This is a genomic window from Sphingobium sp. JS3065 (genome assembly GCF_026427355.1).
Lineage (GTDB): Bacteria > Pseudomonadota > Alphaproteobacteria > Sphingomonadales > Sphingomonadaceae > Sphingobium.
This window is the reverse complement of the sequence record NZ_CP102664.1, coordinates 3,355,527-3,377,557: the sequence shown is the minus strand read 5'-3', so window position 1 is coordinate 3,377,557 and position 22,031 is coordinate 3,355,527. Positions and strand designations below refer to the sequence as shown.

The 22,031-nt window shown below is 65.4% G+C and carries 23 protein-coding genes; 2 read left to right on the top strand and 21 right to left on the bottom strand.

Annotated elements, in window-relative coordinates; translation table 11 throughout:
* Nucleotides 1-192: 192 nt before the first annotated feature.
* The 21 genes from argF to NUH86_RS16415 form a co-directional block, all read right to left on the bottom strand.
* Complete coding sequence (argF, locus tag NUH86_RS16515) at nt 193-1,122, bottom strand: ornithine carbamoyltransferase (protein WP_267250497.1); 930 nt, start codon at nt 1,120-1,122, stop codon at nt 193-195.
* Between the two features lie 42 nt (nt 1,123-1,164).
* Complete coding sequence (locus tag NUH86_RS16510) at nt 1,165-2,355, bottom strand: aspartate aminotransferase family protein (RefSeq protein WP_267250496.1); 1,191 nt, start codon at nt 2,353-2,355, stop codon at nt 1,165-1,167.
* 121 nt (nt 2,356-2,476) lie between these two features.
* Entirely contained in the window at nt 2,477-2,872 is a 396-nt protein-coding gene (gene fliS, locus NUH86_RS16505; protein WP_267250495.1) for a flagellar export chaperone FliS, read from the bottom strand.
* Between the two features lie 21 nt (nt 2,873-2,893).
* A complete protein-coding gene (gene fliD / locus NUH86_RS16500; protein WP_267250494.1) occupies nt 2,894-4,297 on the bottom strand; it encodes a flagellar filament capping protein FliD in 1,404 nt (467 codons plus the stop codon).
* 147 nt (nt 4,298-4,444) lie between these two features.
* Nucleotides 4,445-4,903: a hypothetical protein gene (locus NUH86_RS16495; protein ID WP_267250493.1), complete on the bottom strand. Its 459-nt coding sequence runs from the start codon at nt 4,901-4,903 to the stop codon at nt 4,445-4,447.
* A gap of 104 nt (nt 4,904-5,007) precedes the next feature.
* Nucleotides 5,008-6,147, bottom strand: coding sequence for a flagellar type III secretion system protein FlhB (flhB, locus tag NUH86_RS16490; RefSeq protein ID WP_267250492.1), 1,140 nt, complete (start codon nt 6,145-6,147; stop codon nt 5,008-5,010).
* A 3-nt stretch (nt 6,148-6,150) separates the two neighbouring features.
* Entirely contained in the window at nt 6,151-6,945 is a 795-nt protein-coding gene (fliR, locus tag NUH86_RS16485) for a flagellar biosynthetic protein FliR (RefSeq protein WP_267250491.1), read from the bottom strand.
* Nucleotides 6,942-7,214, bottom strand: coding sequence for a flagellar biosynthesis protein FliQ (gene fliQ, locus NUH86_RS16480; RefSeq protein ID WP_046761916.1), 273 nt, complete (start codon nt 7,212-7,214; stop codon nt 6,942-6,944). Before fliQ ends, fliR begins: the two co-directional genes overlap by 4 nt.
* A gap of 143 nt (nt 7,215-7,357) precedes the next feature.
* Nucleotides 7,358-8,131, bottom strand: coding sequence for a flagellar type III secretion system pore protein FliP (fliP, locus tag NUH86_RS16475; protein ID WP_267252169.1), 774 nt, complete (start codon nt 8,129-8,131; stop codon nt 7,358-7,360).
* A gap of 22 nt (nt 8,132-8,153) precedes the next feature.
* Nucleotides 8,154-8,417: a FliO/MopB family protein gene (locus NUH86_RS16470; protein WP_267250490.1), complete on the bottom strand. Its 264-nt coding sequence runs from the start codon at nt 8,415-8,417 to the stop codon at nt 8,154-8,156.
* A gap of 151 nt (nt 8,418-8,568) precedes the next feature.
* Nucleotides 8,569-8,907 carry a flagellar motor switch protein FliN gene (fliN, locus tag NUH86_RS16465; RefSeq protein ID WP_267250489.1) on the bottom strand — a complete coding sequence of 113 codons (339 nt, stop codon included), beginning with the start codon at nt 8,905-8,907 and terminating at the stop codon, nt 8,569-8,571.
* Entirely contained in the window at nt 8,904-9,803 is a 900-nt protein-coding gene (locus NUH86_RS16460; protein WP_267250488.1) for a flagellar motor switch protein FliM, read from the bottom strand. The genes fliN and NUH86_RS16460 overlap by 4 nt, the downstream gene beginning before the upstream one ends.
* 51 nt (nt 9,804-9,854) lie before the next feature.
* Complete coding sequence (locus tag NUH86_RS16455; protein WP_267250487.1) at nt 9,855-10,502, bottom strand: flagellar basal body-associated FliL family protein; 648 nt, start codon at nt 10,500-10,502, stop codon at nt 9,855-9,857.
* Between the two features lie 26 nt (nt 10,503-10,528).
* Nucleotides 10,529-12,307 (bottom strand): flagellar hook-length control protein FliK, encoded by a 1,779-nt coding sequence (locus tag NUH86_RS16450; RefSeq protein ID WP_267250486.1) that lies wholly within the window; start codon nt 12,305-12,307, stop codon nt 10,529-10,531.
* A complete protein-coding gene (locus tag NUH86_RS16445) occupies nt 12,300-12,725 on the bottom strand; it encodes a hypothetical protein (RefSeq protein WP_267250485.1) in 426 nt (141 codons plus the stop codon). The genes NUH86_RS16450 and NUH86_RS16445 overlap by 8 nt, the downstream gene beginning before the upstream one ends.
* Nucleotides 12,722-14,050, bottom strand: coding sequence for a FliI/YscN family ATPase (locus NUH86_RS16440; protein ID WP_267250484.1), 1,329 nt, complete (start codon nt 14,048-14,050; stop codon nt 12,722-12,724). Before NUH86_RS16440 ends, NUH86_RS16445 begins: the two co-directional genes overlap by 4 nt.
* Entirely contained in the window at nt 14,047-14,679 is a 633-nt protein-coding gene (locus tag NUH86_RS16435; RefSeq protein WP_267250483.1) for a flagellar biosynthesis protein, read from the bottom strand. Before NUH86_RS16435 ends, NUH86_RS16440 begins: the two co-directional genes overlap by 4 nt.
* Entirely contained in the window at nt 14,666-15,676 is a 1,011-nt protein-coding gene (gene fliG / locus NUH86_RS16430) for a flagellar motor switch protein FliG (RefSeq protein WP_267250482.1), read from the bottom strand. Before fliG ends, NUH86_RS16435 begins: the two co-directional genes overlap by 14 nt.
* On the bottom strand, nt 15,669-17,411 hold the full coding sequence (fliF, locus tag NUH86_RS16425) for a flagellar basal-body MS-ring/collar protein FliF (protein ID WP_267250481.1): 1,743 nt from the start codon (nt 17,409-17,411) through the stop codon (nt 15,669-15,671). Before fliF ends, fliG begins: the two co-directional genes overlap by 8 nt.
* A gap of 1 nt (nt 17,412) precedes the next feature.
* The gene (gene fliE, locus NUH86_RS16420) at nt 17,413-17,772 is read right to left on the bottom strand and encodes a flagellar hook-basal body complex protein FliE (protein ID WP_176596689.1); all 360 of its coding nucleotides are present in this window, start codon (nt 17,770-17,772) and stop codon (nt 17,413-17,415) included.
* 13 nt (nt 17,773-17,785) lie between these two features.
* Nucleotides 17,786-19,069: a sigma-54 interaction domain-containing protein gene (locus tag NUH86_RS16415; protein ID WP_267250480.1), complete on the bottom strand. Its 1,284-nt coding sequence runs from the start codon at nt 19,067-19,069 to the stop codon at nt 17,786-17,788.
* Nucleotides 19,070-19,406: 337 nt separating this feature from the next.
* Here NUH86_RS16415 and NUH86_RS16410 point away from each other — a divergent pair, with 337 nt between their 5' ends.
* Nucleotides 19,407-20,273, top strand: coding sequence for a flagellin (locus NUH86_RS16410; protein WP_267250479.1), 867 nt, complete (start codon nt 19,407-19,409; stop codon nt 20,271-20,273).
* Nucleotides 20,274-20,508: 235 nt separating this feature from the next.
* Nucleotides 20,509-21,993, top strand: a complete 1,485-nt coding sequence (locus tag NUH86_RS16405; RefSeq protein WP_267250478.1) for a glucan biosynthesis protein — start codon at nt 20,509-20,511, stop codon at nt 21,991-21,993.
* The last annotated feature ends 38 nt before the right edge of the window (nt 21,994-22,031 follow it).

Here is a 22,031-nt window from a genome sequence, read left to right as displayed (position 1 = left end):
TTGCGCAGACTTGGCAGCTTGCTGCCTTAGTCGTAGCTGGGTGAGGGGGTGGCGATCCTGCGGATCGCGCGGGCCAAAGGCCCGCTCCCCCTCATCCAACTCCGCCTAGGCTCCTTCGTCACCAAGACATTCCTTCTCCCTCAAGGGAGAAGGAATGTCTTGGTTTGGCCAAATCGAAACGTCCAGCCAAACTCAACCGAGCCGCCCCAGCGCCCAGAGCAGCACCGACTTCTGGGCATGGATACGGTTTTCCGCTTCGTCCCAGATCACGGACTGCGGCCCGTCGATCACCGCTTCCACCACTTCCTCGCCGCGATGCGCGGGCAGGCAGTGGAGGAACTTCGCGGTCGGCTTGGCCAGCGCCATCAATTCGGGCGTCACCTGATAGGGCATCATCGCCGCCAGCTTTTCCTCGGCATGGGCCTGGCCCATGGAGATCCACGTGTCGGTGACGACGATGTCCGCGCCACTGACCGCAGCCTGCGGGTCGCGGGTGCGGGTGATCCCCGCGCCCAGCGCCTGTGCTTCGGCTTCGAAGGACGGATCGGGATCATAACCCTCCGGCACGCCGATGCGCACGTCGAACCTGAACAGTCCCGCGGCCTCTATGATCGAATGGAGGACGTTGTTGCCGTCGCCCAGCCACGCCCATTGGCTGCCCGGAAGCGCTACGCCATGCTCCACCACGGTCAGCAGGTCCGCGACGATCTGGCAGGGATGCGACAGGTCGGTCAGGCCGTTGATCACCGGAACACTGGCATGATGGGCCATTTCCTCGATCTTGGCATGATCGTCGGTGCGGATCATGATGGCGTCGGACATGCGGCTCAACACCCGCGCCGTGTCCGCGATCGTCTCACCCCGGCCAAGCTGGCTGGTCGCGCCGTCCAGGATCAGCGACGTGCCGCCCAACTGGCGGATCGCCATGTCGAACGACACGCGGGTGCGGGTCGAATTCTTCTCGAAGATCATCGCCAGCGTGTGACCGGCCAGCGGCGCATCCGCATCGGCCTTGCCCTTGGGCCAGCCTTTGCGCGCCGCCTTCCGGTCGATGGCGTCGGAAATCATGGCGGCAATCGCATCGCCGCCGGCGTCACTCAGATTCAGGAAATGATTGGTCATGAGGAAACCCCCTCAACCCATTCGGGCGATCGGATGTTAATGTCAGGCCGCAGCCTCCGCAAAGCTCCGGGCACCGGCCGAAAGCTTCTCGACGCATTCCGCGACATGGCTTTCCTCGATCACCAACGGCGGCAGGATGCGCACGACATTCTGCCCCGCCGACACGGTCAGCAGGCCATGATTGTCGCGCAGATGCGCCACGAAGGCGCGGGCGTCATAATCGCTCTTCATCCTGACGCCCAGCATCAGGCCCAGGCCGCGCACATCCTCGAACATGTCGTGATTGGGGATGAGCTGCTCCAGCGCCGAACGCAGACGGGCCCCGATGGCCTTCACATGGTCCAGGAAACCCTCGCCCAGCACTTCGTCCAGCACGGTCATGCCCACCGCCATGGCCAGCGGATTGCCGCCATAGGTGGACCCGTGCGTGCCGAACACCATGCCCTTGGCCGCTTCCTCGGTCGCGAGGCAGGCGCCCAGCGGGAAGCCCGCGCCGATGCCCTTGGCCACCGCCATGATGTCGGGCGTCAGGCCATATTGCTCATGGGCGAAGAAGGTGCCGGTGCGGGCATAGCCGCACTGCACTTCGTCCAGGATCAGCAGCAGACCGTGATCGTCGCACAGCTTGCGCAGGCCGGACAGGAACTCCTGCGTCGCCGGGGTCACGCCGCCTTCGCCCTGCACCGTTTCCACCAGGAAACCGGCGGTGTCGTCATCGACGGCGGCGGTCGCGGCTTCCAGATCGTTGAAGGGCACCACGGTAAAGCCGGGCAGCAGCGGTTCGAAACCGTCGCGCATCTTGGGCTGGCTGGTGGCGGAGATCGTCCCCAGCGTCCGCCCGTGAAAGGCGTTGTCGAAGCTGATGATCTTGTGCCGGTGCGCCTGCCCATTGGCATAATGATAGCGGCGCGCGGTCTTGATCGCGCACTCCACCGCTTCCGCACCCGAATTGGTGAAGAACACCGTGTCGGCAAAGGTCGTGTCGACCAGACGCTGCGCGAACTTCTCGCCCAGCGGCATGCCGTAGAGGTTCGACGTGTGCATCAAAGTCGCCGCCTGATCGGCTATCGCCTTGACCAGCCTGGGATGACCGTGGCCCAACAGGTTGACCGCGATGCCGCTGGCGAAATCCAGATAACGCTCGCCGCGCTCACCGATCAGATAGCAGCCCTCGCCTCGGACCGGGCGTACATCGCACCGGGGGTAAACGGGCATGAGCGGCGGTATCGACATGGTCCTTCCCTTTCTGGGCTGATGCAAACAAAGTCCGAAACGCAAAAAGGCGGCCCCCGCCGGGCCGCCCTTTGCGAGCGCTGCCTATACAGTCGCGCCTCGAAAGGCGCAACCCCGGCCTTTACGCGATCTGGTTCCACGCCTCCGCGATCTCGCCGATCATGACGCGGGCCTGATCGACCGGGGCGGCGTCATGCTCCTTGGCGCCGGTCAGCAGCAGGCGGCGGGCTTCGCGATAGATTTGCGCCAGGCCGGTGGCAATGTCGCCGCCCTTGTCGAAGTCCAGGCTCGATTCCAGCGCGAACAGGATCGACATGGCGCGTGCCTGCTTGTCCGACACTTTGAGCCGGTCGCCATTGCGTTCGGCCAGCGCCGTCGCGTCCAGCGCCAGCAGCAGTTCGTCGAACAGCACCCGAACCAGCGCATGGGGTGTCGCACCCTCGATCCGGCTGCCGGTGTGGACCGCCGCATAGCGCCGTGCTGCCGCGCCACCGAAACCGCCATGATTATAGTACATGATCTTCCTGACCCTTTTTCATCAATCGTTGCTTTTGGTCCACAGCGCCACCTGCTGTTCCAGATAGCTCTGCGTCGCCTTGAGGGCGGACAGCCGGGTTTCCATGGCCGAATAGACCTTGGTGAGTTGCGCCTGATAATCCGTCATCTGGGTGTCGAGCTTCTCAAGCTGCCTGCCCAGATCGTCGGCCAGCGCCTTATACTTGCCCTGCGAGGTGGCGAGCGGGCCGCCGTCCTTCTGGATATTGTCGCGAACCCCGTCCATCAGCCCGGCAAGGCCGATATTGGCGGCGGTCTTGACCGATGGGTTCAGCATCTGCGTGATCGCCGCCGGGTCGGCCGCGATCGCCTTGTCCAGAACCTTCGTGTCCAGCGCGATCGTACCGTCGCGATTGGTGCTGATGCCCAGGTCGTTCAGCGTCTTGTAGGTTCCGGTCGCGGTAAGCGGCGTCGACATCATCTGCGACAATTGCCGCTTCATGTCGCGGATCGAGGATTCGCCGTTCAGCACGCCCGCATTGGAGGAGTCCGTGCCGGTCGAGGTCGCCGTGTTCAGCGCCTTCATCAGCGTGTTATAGGCGTCGACGAACTCGACCATCAGGTCGCGCATCGACGTGGTCGGCTCGGTCGTGGCGAGCGTGACGCTGGTGCCCGGCGCGGCCTTGTTCAGGTCGATGCGCAGATAGGGGATCGCGCCGTCGATGGTGTTGCCGGCATAATGCTGCTCCACCCCGTCCAGCAGGATGATCGCATCCTTGGGCTGACCGGCGGACGCCATGGTGGCGCTGTCTGTGCCGCTCCACGCGAATTTGGCGAGATCGACGCCCGATATGCTGGTCAGCGAAAAATCATTGGCCGCGCCGGTCGGTCCCTTCATCACCAGCCGCGTGCCCTGCGTGTCAGTGATGACGGAGGCGGTGACGCCCAACCCGGCATTGTTGATGGCCGCGGCCAGGCCGGTATAGCTGTTGCTGGTCGAATCGATGGTGATGGTGGCGCTTTGCCCGCCGACCGTCAGGGTCAACTGGCCCTCGCCTACCGCCGTAGCGGCGGTCGCGCCCGAAACCGGGGTGGAGGCCAGCGTCCGCGCCGAAGCAAGCTGGTTCACGACGATCTGCGCCGGAAGGCCGGTCGGCGTGCCGCCGGGCAGCGCGCTGACGGATGCGATGCTGGCGTCGTTGGAAGCGGGCGTGCCGGAATAGCCGGTGCCCGCGAGCAGGCTGTTCAACGCATCGGCAAAGCTGTCGAGCGAGCTGGAGGCGGAGGCCAGGGCGGAGACGCGCGCGCTGTTCAGCGTCTGGCGGCTGGTGATCGCCGTCTGCTTCGGCTCCTTGGCCGCGCTGACCAGGCTGGAGACGAGCGACGAGGTGTCGATGCCCGATCCCGCGCCAAGCGCCGTCAAGATGCTGCTGCTCACCGAAGTCATGGGCCGTCCTTTCAGAAGAGAGAACGGCCCTAGGCCCAAGACCTTTAGGAATGATTTTCGCGGGAAGGGAAAAAGCGGAAAAGGCGGAATGCCTCAGCGCAGCGACAGGCCGCGCATTCCCCTGATCGCTTCAGGCATCGGGGCGGTTCAGGCGCCGATGGTCACGATCTGATCGGCCGCTCCATGCCGGATATTGGCCTGTGCGACATGGGCGATAGCGGCCCGCTCCGCAATGCGCCTGGCGATGCGGATGGAGCTTTCCACGGCCTCCTTCGAAGCGGGGGGCAGCGGCACCAGCACTTGCGGCGCGGGCAGCATGGACTGGATTTCCTCCGCCGCTCCGTCGACCGTCCGGGTCGTGCCCTGGGTGCTCAGTTCGGCCAATATGTCGGCTATGCGGGCATGCACCCTGGCATATTCGGCGCTGCTGGCGGTGCGGCCTTCCGAAGGCGCCTGATCGTCCGGAGCGGTCTGCGCCGACGATCCCCCGCCCTGGCGAACCGTCGCGGAGGAGGAAATAGGCTGAACAGCGGAAACGGCGGAAGGCGCGCGGGTCGCGCTGCGTTCAACCGGCGATACTTGGTTCCGCGAAAAATAGTCGTTCATGACGCACCATATTAATGCGTCCCCATGAATATTATACGGACAAGAAGCACTAAGCTTTAGTTAAATATCGGAAATTATTTCCGCCGAAAACCAACTAGCTGAAATCAATCGCTTTTCTTGCCATCCGCGTCAAAGCGCAGATCGTCCGGCACGGTGATGAAGGGGCGGTCCATCTCGCTCGCCATGCGGTTTTCCACCCGGAAGACGAAGGCCAGGACCGTGGCGACCGCCATGTAGAGTCCTTCATTGACGATCTGCCCCGCGCGCGAGGTGAAGTAGATGGCGCGGGCCAGGTCCGGATATTGCAGCACCGTCACGCCATTCTGATCGGCCAGGTCGCGGATCGCGGCAGCCACCGCGTCGCAGCCCCGCGCCACCACGACCGGCGCGGCGTCCTGCCCCGGCTTGTAGCGCAGCGCGACCGCGAAATGGGTCGGATTGGTGATGATCACGCTGGCCTCGGCCACCGCCTTGCGGGTCGAACCGCTCAGCACCTCATATTGCTTGCGGCGGATATGGCCTTTGAGTTCGGGCGAGCCTTCGCTTTCCTTATGCTCGTCCTTGATTTCCTGCTTGCTCATCGACAGGCGTTTCGAACGCTGCATGAGTTGCGCGGGCACGTCGATGCCCGCGATCAGGAACAGCCCGCCCGCCATCACCAGGCAGGTCATGATGAACATATTGCCCAGGTCCGCCATGGCGGGGGCCAGACCCGACTTGCCGAGGCCGACGATCTCCGTCATCCGGTCCCAGATCATCCAGACACCGATGGCGCCGAGCAGCGACACCTTGGCGATGGACTTCACCAACTCGATCAGGCCCTGAAGCCCGAACATGCGTTTCAGCCCGGCCGCGGGATTGAGCTTCGACGCCTTGGGCGCGAAGGCGCCGGGGCGGAAGCCGAGCGATCCCAGCAGCGCCGGTCCGGCGATGGCCGCCAGCAGCGTCGCCAGCATGATGCCCGCCACCGGCAGGGCGATGCCGGACAGCAGCGCGAAACCCCGGTCGGCGGGCGCGAAATTGACGATATCCTCCCGCCGGAAGCGCAGCGCCTCTGTCAGCATATCCGACAGGGATCGGACGACGGAGGGGCCGGTGACGGCGATCCAGCCGATGCCCGCCATCACCACCAATGCGGTGGCAAGGTCGCGGGATTGAAGGATGTCGCCTTTTTCCGCGGCGTCCTTCAGCTTCTTGGCTGTGGGCTTTTCGGTCTTTTCGCCGCCGCCATTGCTCTCCGCCATGGATCAGCGCCCTTCCGCGATAGTTTGGGCCTGGTCCAGCCCGGCCTTGAGCGCGGCGGTGATCCCCTCCCCCATGATCGGCGCGGTGACGGCCAGCAGGATCAGGCCCGCCATCAGCGCCACCGGCATGCCGACCGCGAACAGGTTGAGCGCGGGGGCGGTGCGCGACAGCATGCCCATGACGATCTGCACCAGCACCAGCGCGAAGCCGACCGGCAGCGCGATGGTCACGCCCGCGCCCAGCAGCGCGCCTCCAAATTCGATCAGGTGCCAGATGGCGTCGTTGCTCAGCATCGCGCCGCCGGGCGGCAGCGCCTGATAGCTTTGCACGATGAAGCTCACCAGCATCAGATGCCCGTCCATGGCGAGCAGCAGGAAGGTGGAGAGGATGGAAAGGAACTGCCCCACCGCCTGCGTCGCCTGGCCGGAGGACGGATCGACCATCGCCGCGAAATTGAGGCCCATGGTGTTGCCGATCGCCTCCCCCGCGACCAGCGCGGCGGCATAGCCGATCTGCACCGCGAAGCCGATGGCAAGCCCGGCCAGCACTTCGCCCGCGACCAGCATCACGCCCTGGAAACTGGCGACGCCGTCGGCGGGCAGCACGATATGCACGCTGTTGAGCGCCGCCATGCCCAGCGCGAGCGAGAGGATCAGCCGCAATTGCAGCGGCACGGCAGGCGCGCCGAAGACCGGGGCGGCGATGAAGGCCGCGCCGGGGCGGATCATGGCGATCAGCCAGATCCATAGCTGGACTTCGACATTGGCGAAACCTGGGGCGAAGCCCGGCGCGATCATTGGAGCAGGTCCGGAATGCGCTCGAAAATCTCGCGCGTGAAATCGGCGATCAGCACCATGATGGAGCCGCCGAACAGCACCAGCATCGCGCCGACGACGATGATCTTCGGGATGAAGGCCAACGTCTGTTCGTTGATGGAGGTCGCGGCCTGAATCATGCCGATAAGGACGCCCGCGACCAGCGCCGGAATCAGGATCGGCGCTGCCGCCAGCGCCGTGATCCACAGCGCCTGCTGCGCCAGCCCCATGAAGAAATCGGCGTTTTCCATGGATCAGCCTCTCCCCGACCCGTTCACCCTGAGCCTATCGAAGGGCCAGGCTGAGCCTGTCGAAGCCTTTTGCATGGCCTCGCTTCGCTCGGCTGAGGGCTTCGACAAGCTCAGCCCGAACGGGAGAGAGAAATGCGAACCGATCATGTCGCGAACGATCCCGCCAGCGACCCCATGGTCAGCGCCCACCCATCCACCAGCACGAACAGCAGCAGCTTGAACGGCATGGAGATGATGGTGGGGGAAAGCATCATCATGCCCAGCGCCATCAGCGTGGATGCGACGACGAGGTCGATGATCAGGAACGGCAGGAAGATCATGAAGCCGATCTGGAACGCGGTCTTCAATTCCGACGTCACGAAGGCGGGCAGCAGGATTGAGAAGGGAATGTCGGCGGGCGTGCGGAAAGCAGGCGCCTCCGCCAGATTCTGGAACAGCTTGAGGTCGGTTTCGCGGGTCTGCTTGGTCATGAAGCCGTGCAGCACCTTGGCGGAACGGCCGACCGCTTCCTCGATGGGAATCTGGCCCTTGCCATAGGGGTCGAAGGCCTGGGCGTTGATCTGGTCGATGGCGGGCCGCATCACGAAGAGGGAAAGGAACAGCGACAGGCCGACCAGCACCTGGTTGGGCGGCGTCTGCTGCAATCCCAGCGCCTGGCGCAACAGCGACAGGACGATGATGATGCGGGTGAAGCTGGTCATCATGAGGATCAGCGACGGCAGCACCGTCAGCAGGCTCATGAGGATCAGGATTTGCAGGGACAGCGACAGCGAACGGCCATCGCCCGAAATCTGGCCCATGGCGCGGGTCAGCGCGCCGCCATTGTCGGCAGGGACGGCAGGCGCGGCCTGGGCGAAGGCGGGAACCGTCATGAACAGGGCCAACAGCAGAAGCGCGGCCACCCCCCCTTTCGTCATTCCCGCGAAGGCGGAAAAACGCCTAGCGCCCACGATAGCTATCGCCTTCCGCGATCTTCTCGATGCGGCCCCGCGTCACGGAAAGCAGGATCTTTTTCCCCTCGAACTCCACCACGGCGAGCTTGCCGAAAGTCCCCATCGGCAGCGCTTCCAGCAGTTTCAGCGAGCGGTCGTTCTGCCCGACCATCATGCCGGGCTGATATTTGCGCCACAGCCACAATGCGCCAAAGGCCATGCCGCCCACCAGCGGCAACAATATCAGCAGCTTGACGAAGTACCAGATCATGGACGGGCTTTCGCGACTAGAGTGATTTCAAGTCAGATGGGCTCATCTGGCGACCCGGAAATCACGGCAACCAAAATTCATGGATCAAATCCATGGTTAATCCGTCAAGCGGTCTGCCGATAATGCCGCACAAGGCAAGCGGTAATTCGCGTCAGCCGCGCCGTTCGATACCGGCCAGGCGGGTTTCGGTCGCCGCGATCTCCACGATGCGGATGCCGTAACGGCCGTTCACCGTCACCACCTCCCCCTTGGCGATCAGCGCGCCGTTGACCATGATGTCCAGCAGGTCGTCGGCCTGACGGTCCAGTTCCACCACGCTGCCTTCGGCCATGTCCATAACCTCGGCCAGGCGCAGGGATGTCGACCCGACCTCCACCGACATGCGGACGGGAATGTCCGCCAGCAGGCGGAACTGGCGATTGTTCACCATGCGGGAAATACTGTCCTCGCCCACGCTGTCGAGGCGCGGGGCTTCGCTCATGTCGCTCATTGTTCGGGTTCCCATGAAGATTGATTGCCGGAAAGTTTTTCGATCTGGAATGCGGCGCGGCCGTCCTGTTCGCCGATAGATCCATGGGCGACGATGCGGTCGCCCACGATCAGGGGCAGGCTGCGGTTGATGGTGACGGGAATGACGTCCCCGGCCTTCAACTGCATCAGTTCGGCCAGCGAGAGGTGGGGCCGCGCCAGCACCGTGCGGGCAGGCAGCCGGATGTCGCGCATGCGGGCGGCGATGCGGGCCTGCCAGATCGGGTCGGCGCGTTCGTCGTCGATCGGAATTCTGGCGCCCATCAGCGGCTCGATGGTGCGCAGCGCGGAAAGCGGGAAGAGCAGGTCGATCGGCCATTCGGCGTCGCGGCTGATGCTGAGCATGAAGCGTTGCAGCACCATCTGCTCGCCCGGCTGCGCGGCGGCGGCGAAACCGACACCGGTTTCCCGGACGATCAGGCCCGCGTCGAGCGCCAGCATGTCGCTCCAGCATTCGACCAGCCGGGCGATGAAGGCGTCGGAAATGCGGGCGATCAGCCGGTCTTCGGTCGGCGTGAATTCGCCGCGCGGTGGCAAGGCGCGGTTGCCGACGCCGCCATAGAAACAGTCGACCAGGGTAGAGATCATCGCCGCGTCCAGCCGCAGCAGCACCTGGCCCTTCAGCGGCGCCAGGCGATAAACGCCGATGCTGGAGGAATCGGGCACCTCGGCGTTCCAGACGCCGAATTCCAGGGCGCGCGTATCCTGCGCGGCAACATGGGGACGGACCCCGGCGATCGGTTCTATCAAGGCGCGCAAACGCCGGCCGAGCTTTTCGCCCAGCCGGTCCAGCCCCGACAGCATCAACGGCGCCTGAGATTCCCCGCGCCCGAAGGCGTAGGCTTGAACGTCGGTCATTTCAGTCCCCTGCCGTTCCAGGCGGGGGACTTCCCGCACGTTCAGGCAGCCCTATTGAATAACGAAATTGGTAAAATAAACGTTATCGACGCCGCCATAGCGCGTCTTTTGCTTCAAAATGTCGTTAATAATGGTCTTGATCTTCGCCTGAAGCGCCTTTTTGCCCTCTGGCGTGGAAAGCGTTTCCACCGGCTGTTCGGCCAGCATCATCAACACCTGGCTGCGAATCGCCATCTCATGGGTCTTGATCGCCTCCACCACGCGGATGTCGTAATAGGTGGAAACGGCGATGGAGATCTGCGCGAACGCATCCGTGTCGGACATGTTCGAAGTGAAGGGGGTCTGAAGCTGGAAATAGGTCGCCTGATAGGCTGCCGGGTTTGCCGGGGTCGGCAGGTCGATGCCCTTGGCCGGGGCATGGGCGCCGGACGCGACATGACCGCCGCCGCCCTCATGGCTGCCGCCTTCACCGCCGTTATAGCCATGCGCCTTGGCGACATCCTCCGCGCTTTCGCCCGCCAGGACGAGCACGGGCTTGTTCGGGTCTTCCTTCGGCCCTTCTTTCTTCGGGCTGAAGAAACCGGCGGCATAGAGGCCGCCCGCCGCACCTGCGCCGCCGACCACCATGGCGATGGCGATGAGCAGGATCATCTTCATGCCCCCGCCCTTTTTCTTCTTCGGCTTCGCATCGTCACTCATGGAAAATCCCCCGTAAATCCCTCATCTCAGGCATAGCGCGCACGTGCAGCGTCATTGCCCGCCCAGCGCGTCTCGTCATGGTTAAGAACGGCGGGATCGGCGGAATTTTTAGCGGCGAATGCGTTATTTTCCTGCGGGCGCCAGCGGCCCTGCCCCTGCGCCTGCCCTTGGGATTGCGCCATGTTCTGGCCGTTGTTCGCCCAGGCGTTGGCGGTCTGCGAAGAGGATTGCTGGGAATTTTTCTGGTCGGCGCTATCCGCCCGCGCCGCATCCGCGACATGGGAAGAGCGCTCGATCTTCACCTCGGCGATGCGCACCGCCGACAGGCCGGCGTCGAGGCGCAGCCGGTCGCTGTCCTGGCGCAGCGCCATTTCGGCGGCTTCGCTGGCGACGGTCAAGCTGACCGCCGCGCCATCGCTGCCCTGGCGGATATCGACCTGCACGGTGCCAAGCTGATGGGCATCGATCTGGAAGCGGCCCTGCGCGCCGTTCGCGGAAAGCCCGGCGATATCGCGGACCAAGCCGTCGATCCACTGGCCGGAGACGCCCATATCGACCATCTGCGCGCCAAGGCTGGCGGACAGGTCCACCACTGGCGGAGCCGCGACGCTCGGCTGGACCGAGGGAGCGACGGAAGGCTGGGCGAGCAGCGTCTGGGGCGCTGCGTCGGTCGGGGCCGGTTGGGCGATGTTGGTTGGCGTAATCTCGGCCGGAACCCCACGGCCAGTCTTGGCGCGCGCCGCAAGCGGCTCCCCTGCCCGGACCGGCGTGCCGGGCTGGCGGGCAGCGACCTGATCGCGGACCAGTTGAAGCAAGGCGAGGGCTTCGGATTTCACCGAGCGGCTCTCGGCTGCGGGCGTTGCCGGGACGGGCAGGTCGACCGGCGCGGACGCGCTGTCGGTGGCCGCTGTTGCGACAGTCGTTTTCGGGCGGTCGGCGGGCGCCGATGTTGCCGGGGCGGGAACGGGCTGTTCGGCGGCTTGCGGCTGCATCCGCGCCTCCACCGGCAGGTCCTTGCCGCTATCCAGCTTCACCGCTGCCGTCTCCCGCTGCGGCGCGGATGTCGGCAGCGGCTGCGCCGGAACAGCTTGCGGCGTCGGCGTTGGCACGGCGGCGACAAGCGGAAGCGGCGCGGCTTCGGCCTGTTCTTTCGGCTTGTCCTTGTCGCCCTGATCGGCCTTCACCGGCTCATCGGTCGCAGGGGCTTCGGGCAGTTCCAGCTTGGCATCCTTGATGGGACGGACTACCTTGGGCTGCTCTGGAGGCTTGATGTCGGGCAGTTCCGGTGCGTCGACTTCGCCATCCTCTACAGCCACTGGCACTGGCGCGGGCGTTTCCACGGCGACCTCTTCGACAGGCTCGCCATCCAAAACAGGTGTCGAAACAGCATCGACAGGCTCAGCGGACGCTTCGATTTTCCTGGCAAGGCCGGGCGGAAGCGGCAGCGTCTCCTTGCGATGGCTCTGCACGGCCTGCAAGGCGTTCGCCAGGCCGAAGGGCAAGGGAGCGGTTTCAACCTCGCCCTTTTCGGCCTTGGTGGGTGCGCCGCTCGCGCCTTCCATCTCCTCGTCTTCGACCGCAACACCATCAGCCGCGACAGTCGGGGCAGCTACCTGCGGGAGGCTCGGCACCGCCGCCTGCTTTCCTTCGGGCGCGGCTTCCATCGTGCCGTTCAGCAGCTTGGCGAAATCCACCGCGCCTTCTCCCGGCACAGCAAGCGCGCCCGCGCCATCGGCGGGAATTTGCGTCGATGCCGACGAAAAGAGCAGCGCCTTGAGGCTGGTCATCATGTTCACGTCAGACATCTCCTGTCCTCTGCATCCGGCGATAGCGCGGCAGGGCCGCGAGTTTATTCTCCCGCCATTCCTCCAGGTCCGCGCGGGCGCGATCCTTGAGCTTCACGGCGATTTCGCGATCCCGATTGGCCGCGAGGGAAAGGCCTTCCTTGACCTCCACCTTGCGGCGCGCATCGTAGAGCGCACCGTCCAACTGACGCCCCGCCTGTTCCAGACGGCCCGCCAATTCCTGCATCGCTGCAAAATTCGCGCCAGTTGCGACGCCCTGCCCGGTAAAAAGATCATCGCGCACGTTGCGCAGCCTTTCGGCGTTACGGGCAATGCCCTCTGCCTCATCGCGGGCGCGGGCGGTTTCGGCCATGGCCATGGCATGCTGCACATGGCGGACGCGCAGCACGCGCTGGCGACGGGCGACCTCTCCCTTCACGCGCCGAACTCGGCGATCAGGGCGTTGGCGCTGGTATCAAGGTCGATGAAGCTCTTCTGATCCTGCCGGATGAAGTCGAGGATATCCTGGCGGCGCTGCACGGCTTCGTCGATCACCGGATCGTTGCCGGGGCGATAGGCGCCCATCAGGATGAGGTCGCGATTTTCCTCATAGGCGGCCCAGAGGCGGCGATAGGCGGCGGCGGCCATGCGATGCTCGTCCGGCACCACATCGGCCATGACGCGGGAGAGCGACTTGCCGACGTCGATGGCGGGGAAGATCGCCTGCTCCGACAAATGGCGCGACAGGACGAAATGGCCGTCCACGATGGCGCGCGCGGCGTCAACGATGGGGTCGTCGGTATCGTCGCCGTCGGCCAGCACTGTATAAAGCGCGGTGATCGATCCGCCGCTCCGGCTATCGACGCCAGCGCGCTCCACGAGGCGCGGGATCAGCGCGAGGGCGGAGGGCGGATAGCCCTTCATCGCGGGCGGCTCGCCCAGGGCAAGGCCGATTTCGCGCTGGGCATGGGCGCAGCGGGTCAGGCTGTCGATCAGCAACAGCACCTTCTTGCCCCGCGCCCGGAAATATTCGGCGATGGCGGTGGCGCGGGCGGCGGCGCGCAGGCGCAGCACCGGCGGATGGTCGGCGGGCACGGCCACGACGATGCTCTTGTGCATCGCGCCTTTCAGCTTGGTTTCCAGGAAGTCGCTGACCTCGCGGCCACGCTCGCCGATCAGGCCCGCGACGACGATGTCGGCTTCGGCGCCCTGGATCATCTGGCCCATCAGGACCGATTTGCCCACGCCCGAACCCGCGATGATGGCGATGCGCTGGCCGCGCCCGGCGGTCAGCAGCGCGTTGACGGCGCGGACGCCCAGATCGAAGGGTTCGGTCACGCGGCCGCGGTCGAGCACATTGCCCTTCACGCCGTTGAGCGGCCACGAACCGCCCGCGATGATCGGCCCCTTGCGGTCCAGCGGCTGTCCCATGGCGTCGATGACGCGGCCGATGAGGCCGTCGCCGACCTGCACCATGGTCGCCTGGCTGTCCGGTTCCACACGCGCCCCATTTTCCAGCGGCGCGTCGGCGTCGAGCGGCACCAGCAAAGTCTTGTCGCCGCGAAAGCCCACCACTTCGGCACGGCAGATCGTCCCGTCCGACGCGATCAGCCGCGCTCCCGCGCCGATGGGGCGGCGGAATCCGGTGACTTCCAGCATGCCCGCATCATGGCTGACCAGCCGGCCCACATGGCGGGGCGCGCGGTTCTGCACCTGCATATGGTCGAACAGCGTCTCCGCCTGGGCCAGCGCGGCGCGGATCATGCCTTTCCTTCCATGTCGTCGAGCAGCGATCGCAGGCGGGACAGGCGCACATCCGGGCCATCCTCCACCCAGCCGTCGGCGGTTTCCAGGCGCACGCAGCCGCGCTGCATGGCCTGGTCCGCGACCAGCTTCACGCCGATCTCCTCCCCTTGCAGCAGTTCGATATCGCCCGGATGCAGGTGCAGCGCGCCTTTCGCGTCATTTTCCTCGATGAAGGCGGCGACGCTGTCGCAGCGCTGGACCAGCCGTTCGATGTCGATCTCCACCTCGCCCACAATCTGTTCGACCAGCCGCACCACCGTGGCGGAGAGCATGGTGGAGAGCATGCCGCTGGGCGCCGGAGCGAGCAGTTCCAGCGCTTCGGCCAGCCGCTGGCGCGCTTCGCCGTCCGCCGCATTGGCCTCCGCCGTCACGCGGCTGCCTTCGTCGAAACCCATGGCGAAGGCCTCTATCCGGGCCTGTTCCAGCACGTCTTCCTCGGTTTCCGGCACGCTGTCGTGCACCGCATGGCCGGATGGGGAACGCATCGGCGCGAACAGGCTGCGGAAGCCCCCGCTCGTCACCTGACCCATGCCGCCCAGGGGCACGCTGGCGACGTCCGCATTGGTCCAGAGCTTAGACAAAATCATTCCCCTTGCCGCCCAGCATGATGGTGCCCGCGTCCGCCATGCGGCGCGCTGTGGCGATGATCAGTTTCTGCGCGTCGATGACTTCGGCCAGGCGGATCGGCCCGCGTTCCTCGATCTCGTCGGCGATGGCCTGCGCGGCGCGGGCGGACATGGAACCGAAGATCTTCGCCTTCAGCATGTCGTTCGCGCCCTTCAGCGCCACGACCAGCACGGCGCTGTCGACGGTGCGCATCAGCGTGCCCATATTCTTGTCGTCCATGTCGATCAGGTTGTCGAAGACGAACATCTCCTCCTCGATCGTCTGGGCGACCATCTTGTCCCGCTTGGCCAGCGCCTTGATGATGCGCTGCTCATTGTCCTTGCGGACATTGTTCATGATCGCCGCGGCCTCCACCGTGCCGCCGCGCTGGGAAGCGCCGCCCTGCTTCTTCGCCATGTTGCCGCGCAGCAGCAGTTGTTCCAGATCGTCCAGCGCCTCGTTCGACACGGGGCCGAGCGTGGCGATGCGATAGACGATCTCCTCCTGATATTCGGTCGGCAGCAATTGCAGCACGTCGGCGGCGATCGGCGCCTCCAGATGGGCGAGCACGATCGCCATGATCTGCGGATGTTCCGCCTCGATCAGCGAGGCGATCTCCCTGGCGTCCATCCATTTCAGCATTTCAAGCTGGGTCGAACGGGTCGGCGGGGTGATGCGGGCGAGCATATTCTCCGCCCGCTCCTCGCCCAGCGCCTTGGTCATCGCGCCGCGAATATGGCGGGTCGCGCCGTAACCGATGGTGGTGCGCTTCTTCGCCTTGGTAACGAAATGGTCGAGCGCCTCGTTGACTTCCTCCACCTGCACGTCGGCCACGTCATACATGGCGTAGCCAAGCTGGCGGACCTCGTCGGGTTCCAGGCGGGAGAGGATCTGCGCGGCTTCATCCTCATCGAACAGCATCAGCAGGACGGCGGCGGCGGCGCTGCCCTTGAGCGCCGGGGTGGCGGCTTCAGGCATTTTCCTTCTTCCCTTCCTTCAGAAGGTCGCGGACGACCAGGGCGGCGCGGTCGGGATCCTGCTTCACGAAATTGCGGATCAGGTCGGCGCGCTGGGCATAGTCATAGGTGGAGGAGATCATGTCGAGCGTGACCGGCGTCGACCCGTCGGGGTTGACGGTCGCCTGTCGGGTGATCTCGGTCGAGATTTCGCGGCCGATCTTCTGGCCGACGACGGCGGTCTGTTCGGCGGCGGCGGCCTGCGCGGCGGCGCGGCGTTTCAGCAGCGGGCGGCCAATGCCGAAGATCACCAGCAGGGCGACCAGCAGGGCGGAGACGTTGCGCACCAGCGGCGACACCCATTCGGCCTCATACCAGGGCGCCTGAACCACTTCCTCCTTGGCGAAGCTGCGCGAGGACAGGGCCACCACGTCGCCACGGGCCTGGTCGAAACCGACCGCACCCTTCACCAGAGCCTCCAGAGCGGCGATTTCCTGCGCACTGCGCGGCTTGCCGTCCGGGCCGTTGTCCAGCGCGACGGCGACCGACAGGCGTTTCACCGTGCCGATGGCGTCCTTGGTCACGGAAACTTCGCGCCCCAGTTCGAAGCTGCGGTTGAAGGTCTCTTCCGTCTTCATCGGCGGATTGGGCGGCGTGCCGGGCTGGGCAGCGGCGGCAGTGCCCTGGGCGACGGCCTGACCGTTGGGATTGGTCTGGGTCACGGTCGGGTTGACCGGCGCCTGGTTGCTGAGCGCGCCGGGAATGCCGCTCGCCTCGCCACCGGCGCCCTGGCCGCGCGGGTCGGACTGCCAGCTTCCGGTTTCGGTGCGCAGGCGCGCCTCGTCCTGCGGATAGGTTTCGCGGGTCGCCTGACGCTCGGCAAAGTTGAGTTCGGTATGCACCTCGGTCGAGAATTTGCCCGCGCCCAAAATCGGGGTCAGCAGCGCGATCACCGACTGGCGATAGCGGTCCTCCATCCTGGTCTGGACGGCAAGCTGCCGGTCGTCGGCGGCGTTGCCGTCATTATTGCTGATCAGGCGGCCATTCTGGTCGACCACCGAAATATCCTCCGGATTGAGTTCCGGGATGGAGGAGGCGACCAGATGCACGATGGCGCTCACCTGCGCGTCGGTAAGCTGGCGGCCCTGGGCCAGACGCAGCATCACAGAGGCGGACGGCTTGGCCCGTTCGCGCAGGAACACGCTGGGCGGCTCGACCGCCAGGTGGACCTTGGCGCTCTCCACGCTGTCGATCGCCTCTATAGTGCGGGCCAGGTCCATTTCGCGGGCGGAGCGCAGCTTTTCGCCTTCCACGGCGCGGCTGGCGCCCATGGGCAGGCTGTCGATCATGCTGTTGCCGTCGGGCGCGCTCTTGGGCAGGCCTTGGGCGGCGAGCATCATCTTCGCCTTGAAATAATCGTCCTCGCCGACGGTCATGCCGCCGCTCTTGTCGAAGTCGTAGCGTATGCCGCTCTGGTCCAGCACCTGCGCGACGGCCGATTTGTCGGCATCGGGCAAGGCGCGGAACAGGTCGCGCTGCGGCGGTTCGCGCAGCGCCAGCCAGGCGGCGCCCGCCGTGGCGACGACGCCCAGCAGGCCCAGCAGCGGCAGGCTCTTCGCCACGGCGGGCTGCCTGATGAAGCCGGTGAAGCGCGCCTTCAGCGCGTCGACGCCCTTCGCACCGCCAAAAGATGCAGGGCTGGTGGCGGGGAGAGCGGCGGCGCCGCCGATGGAGGGGGTGAGTGCGTTCTCGCTCATATTACACCGGCATGCTCATGATGTCCTTGTAAGCGGACAGCAATTTGTTGCGGACCTGAAGGGTGGCTTCGAAACTGACGGAGGCCTGCTGCTTGGCCAGCATGACCCCGGCAATATCGGTGGTTTCCCCCCGTTCGAACGAGGCGGCTGCTTCACCCGCCTGATTTTGCAGGCCGTTGACCTGCTCCAGCGCCGATTTCAGCGCGTCGGTGAAACCGCCCGGCGCGGTGGCGCCGTTGGTGCCGACGGCGGCAGGGCCGCCGGTGTTGCCGGTCTGCGCGACATCGCGCAGCGCGGCGTTCTTCTGGAGGATGGCGTTGCGGATCGCCATCACGCTGTCGGTCGGAGAAATGCCGGTCATGCCCTATTTCCCCTCAAGCGGCCAGTTCGCGCATCTCGGCAAGCCGATAGCGAAGCGTGCGTTCTGAAATGCCCAGCTTGCGGGCGGCGGCGGCGCGGTGGCCGTCCGTCTCGCGCAGCGCGGCGCGGACAGCCTCCAGCTTCGAATGATGGGCTACGTCGCGCAGGCGGATCGGATCGGCGGGCGCCAGAACCTCCTCCACGATGCGCAACTGCGGCGCGCCGGTGATGTGCAGGTCGTGGGCGTCGATCCGGTCGCCGTCCCGCAGGACGACGGCACGCTGGAGGACATTGCCCAGTTCGCGGGCATTGCCGGGCCAGACATGGGCGGTCAGCTTTTCCAGAGCGGCGGCGGTCGGCCAGACGAAGGCGTCCTTCGCCATATCCCGATGCCGCAGCAGCATGGCGGCGGCGATGGCGGTGATGTCGCCCGGACGCTGGGCCAGCGGGCGCAGGTCCAGCGGCATGACGTTGAGGCGCCAGTAGAGATCCTCGCGGAACCGCCCGGCGGCGACTTCGGCGGCAAGGTTGCGGTTGCAGGCCGCGATGATGCGAACATTGACCGGCACCGGATGAGTCGCGCCGACGGGCAGCACTTCGCCTTCCTGAAGGGCGCGCAGCAGCTTCGCCTGAAGGGCAAGCGGCAGTTCCGCGATCTCGTCAAGGAACAGCGTGCCGCCGTCCGCCGCCAGGAACAGACCTTCCGAAGCATTGGCCGCGCCGGTGAAGCTGCCTTTCTTGTGACCGAAGAGCATCGCTTCCATCATGGTTTCGGGCAGCGCCGCGCAGTTGACGGCGATGAAGTCATGGGCGATGCGGCCCGACTGGGCATGGAGGAAGCGCGCCATGCCTTCCTTGCCGGTGCCGGTGTCGCCCTGGATCAGCACGGTGGCGTCGCTGCGGGCCACGCGGCCCGCCAGCGTCATCAGGCGGGTGCTGGCATTGTCGCCCACCGCCGGAACCGCAGCCGGGCGGGCCAGCTCCGCGATCAGCGCGAAGGCGAAACCCATATCTTCCAGGCCGAATGCCACGCGGGCGGGCAGGCCGTTGGCGGCGGGCGCCAGCGAAGGCGCGCCGTCCACCAGATTGATCAATATGTCGCGATGGGTCGCATGGCCGATCTCCGTCGCCAGCAGGACGCGGCGCCTGTCCCGTTCGGTGCTGTCCCGTGCAGCGCCTTCCCGCTCACGCGGGCTTTGCGCATCCACGATACGGACGGTAAAGAACGCATTCTCCAGCCAATGCTGCAGGCCCGGAACGAGCGCGCAGACTCCTCGGCTCACGTCCAAAGATGACATGAACTTGTCCCCATGTTTTGGCTGGCTTGTGCCCCCGCACGCCCCTAACCCTTCGATAGTTAAAGGACTGCCCGAATGTGGTTATCATATGGTTAATGCGGCAAACCCCTTGCCGTATAACGGCAATTTTTTTCCGCCTTGCCGGAACCTTTTGGCGGCAATTGTATATCAACCCGCCCGGACGCACTCATCAAAGCCCGATTTCCGGGGCTTTTCCGAAAAATTCCAGAAAAAATCACGTCGGCCCTAAAAGCTTTTTTCGCCGCGCCGTTATCCCCTTTCGAGGCCGCAAGCAGCCTGATGGCAGCGACCTGATAGTGAACGGAAAGGGATTATCATGACTGTTATCGGAACCAACTCTTCGGCGCTGCGCGCCACCAACGCTTCGGCCGTTTCCAGCAAGGCGCTGAGCACCGCGATGGAACGCCTGTCGACCGGCAAGCGCATCAACTCGGCCAAGGACGACGCCGCCGGCCTCGCCATCGCCTCCACCATGACCGCGCAGATCAAGGGCATGACCCAGGGCATCCGCAACGCCAATGACGGCATCTCGCTCGCCCAGACGGCGGAAGGCGCGCTCGGCGAAGTCAGCAACATGCTGCAGCGTATGCGTGAACTGACGGTCCAGGCTTCGAACGACACCAACGGCGCCGATTCGAAGGCGAACATCAAGTCGGAAATCGACGCGCTCAGCACCCAGATCGGCAAGGTTCTGACCAACTCCAGCTTCAACGGCATCAAGCTGTTCGACGGCACCGGCGGCGCGGCAGCCGACGGCGTGATCAACATCCAGGCCGGCGCCAACTCGGCCGATGCGGTGACGATCAACCTCGGCGACCTGACCGCCGCCGCCAGCGTGACCGCCGTGCTGACGCCCGCCACCGGTGTCACCACCGCCGCCATGGACGTCACCGCCGCCGCCTTTTCCTCGGCGACCGCGCTCACCAACTATGACAATGTCCTGAAGGCAGTCGACACGGCCCGTGCCGGCCTGGGTGCGGCGCAGAACCGTCTGGAATCGACGGTCAACACCCTGACGGCCAACGTCACCAACCTGACGGACGCCCGCAGCCGCATCGAGGACGCGGACTTCTCGACCGAGACGACCGCTCTCGCCAAGGCCCAGATCCTGAGCCAGGCTTCGACCGCGATGCTGGCCCAGGCCAATCAGAGCCAGCAGAACGTCCTGAAGCTGATCAGCTAAGCTGGGATACAAGATTGACCGGCTGGGGTCTTGGTCACCTCAGCCGGTCATGTCGCCCCCGGCGCATTTACAGTCCCCACCGCGCCGGGGGTAAAAACTTCGATGAAACGACCAGTTCAACGAAGCCTCCGTCCCCCCGGGCGGAGGCTTCATCGCATTTGCCGACCGGCCATTTTCCAGTTAGTGCGGGATCGAAACGCTTGCATTGGCGGTTGTCGCATCCATGATAACGGCCATGAACAAGATTGATCGGCGCGCGATGATCGCCGCCTCCGGCGCGGCGCTGCTGTTTCCCCTTTCGGCCCTGGCGCAGAACCGGGCGGAATCCTTTTCCTGGAACAGGGTGATCGCCCGCGCGCAGCGGCTGGCCCGCGCGCCCTTCGCCGTGACACCCTTTTTCCCCGGTGCGGACAAGATCGGCTATGACGCCTTCAACCAGGCGCGCTTCCGCGACGAGCGGACGATCTGGAACGACAAGGGCGACGACACCGGCATCCGCCTTTTCCCGCTCAGCAGCACGGTGCAGCAGCCGGTCGAGATCGCGCTGGTGGAAAGGGGCCAGGCCACGCCGCTCCGCTACGATCCCGACATGTTCGACGCCCCGCCCGGCAATGCGGTGCGCGATCTTGGCCCCGGCGCGGGCTTTGCCGGTTTCCGCATCATGAACGCGGCGCGGGACGGCGACTGGCTGTCCTTCCTGGGCGCGACCTATTTCCGGGCGCCAGCCGAAAAGCAGTTCGGCCTGTCGGCCCGCGCCGTCGCGATCAACACCAGCATCGCGGGCAGGGAGGAATTTCCCCGCTTCACGCATTTCTGGCTGGAACGCACCGGGCGCAGCAGCGTCACCGTCTATGCATTGATGGACAGCGCGTCGCTGACAGGCGCCTTCCGCTTCGCCAACGAACTGACGCCGCAGGGCGTGCGGCAGGATGTCGATGCCGTGCTGTTCGCGCGCAAGGCAATCGGCGAATTGGGGCTGATGCCGATGACCAGCATGTTCTGGTACGATCAGGCCGACCGCGCCAGACGCACCGACTGGCGTCCGGAAATCCATGACAGCGACATGCTCTCCATCGCCAGCGCCGACGGCACCGTCCATTGCCGCCCGCTGGTCAACCCCTCCGCGCCCCGCGTCGACGTCTTTGCAGAGCGCAATCCCAAGGGTTTCGGCCTGCTCCAGCGCGACCGCGATTTCGATCATTATCAGGATGACGGCGTCTTCTACGAACGGCGGCCCTCGCTCTGGGCGACCAGCCGCAAACCGATGGGCGCGGGACAGGTCAGGCTCTACGCCTTTCCGACCGACAGCGAATATACCGACAATGTCGCGGCCTATTGGACCCCCGCCGCCCCGACCCGCGCAGGCAGCCGGATCGAGGCCAGCTACCGGCTGGACTGGTCGGCGGCGCGCACACCCGGTTCCAGCGGCCTCGCCACGGTCGAGAATATATGGACCGGGCAATCAGGCGAAGCGGGGGTCGACCGCTTCCTGGTCGACTTCGCCGGAGTTCCAACCGGTGCGAAGCCCGACATCTGGGTCGACTTGTCGGGAGGAACGCTGGTCAAGAAGGCGGGCTATCCCGTGCTGCACCAGAAGGACATGTTCCGGATGGTCCTGGATATTCGTCGGGAAGGCGGCAGGCCGACCGACATTCGCGCCCAACTTCGCGCTGGCAATCGCCCGTTCAGCGAATATGTGCATTACCCACTGGGCGCCTGAAAGCAGGCGAAGGGAACCGGCAGGGCTATGAGGCGGTT